Genomic DNA, 967 nt, shown 5'->3' with positions numbered 1-967 from the left:
TCAAATCTAATTCTATCACCCTCTCGATACCATTTTTACCTAAAATAACTGGTACGCCTAAGTAACAATCGTCAATACCGTACTCTCCTTCAAGTTTTACACAAACAGGGAATACTCTTCTTTGATCTTTAACAATGGCTTCTACCATTTGAGCAGCTGCAGATCCTGGAGCATACCAGGCTGAAGTACCCATTAGTTTTACCAATTCACCACCCCCTACTTTTGTTCTATCTACAATAGCAGTCAGTTTTTCTTCACTAATCAATTCGGTTACAGGAATTCCTCCAACTGTAGTATATCGAGGAAGTGGCACCATAGTATCACCATGACCACCCATTAATACTGCTTGAATGTCTTTTGGTGAAACATTTAATTCTTCAGCCAAAAACGCTCTGTATCTAGCAGTATCCAGGATGCCAGCCATACCCATCACTTTCGACCTTGGCATTTTAGAAGATAAATGCGCCTGATATGTCATCACATCCAAAGGATTGGAAACAACAATAATAATAGCGTCAGGAGAATGCTTAATTACATTTTCAGTAACAGTTTTTACAATGCCAGCATTGGTTGCAATTAAATCATCCCTTGTCATTCCCGGTTTTCTTGGTAAACCAGAAGTAATTACAACTACATCCGAATTTGCTGTCTTCGAATAATCGTTAGTAGAACCGACCGTTCTCGTGTCATAAAGATTAATAGGAGATTTTTGCCAAATATCCAGGGCTTTTCCTTCCGCAAAACCTTCTCTAATATCCAATAACACTACCTCATTTGCTATTTCACGATAAGCCAAAACGTCAGCGCAAGTGGCTCCCACATTTCCAGCGCCTACAACTGTTACTTTCATAATCGTTCAGTGTAATCTATTTCGTTAAAAAACTAATTTAAAAAATGATGTCGCTAATTTAAGTATAAGCGCTTATTTAGGAAATGATTTCAGAGATTTAAATAAAACTTAAAAAAG

General features: G+C 37.4%; 1 protein-coding gene. It reads right to left on the bottom strand.

The genetic code is table 11. The annotated features are described in order from the left end of the window. Positions 1-850, bottom strand: an 850-nt coding sequence (gene mdh, locus E1171_RS00725) for a malate dehydrogenase (RefSeq protein WP_155203124.1), incomplete at its 3' end; no start/stop codon positions are given. Between the last annotated feature and the right edge of the window lie 117 nt (positions 851-967).

It is taken from the genome of Xanthovirga aplysinae (genome assembly GCF_009711365.1).
GTDB lineage: Bacteria > Bacteroidota > Bacteroidia > Cytophagales > Cyclobacteriaceae > Xanthovirga > Xanthovirga aplysinae.
This window is presented reverse-complemented; position numbering and strand designations above follow the sequence as displayed.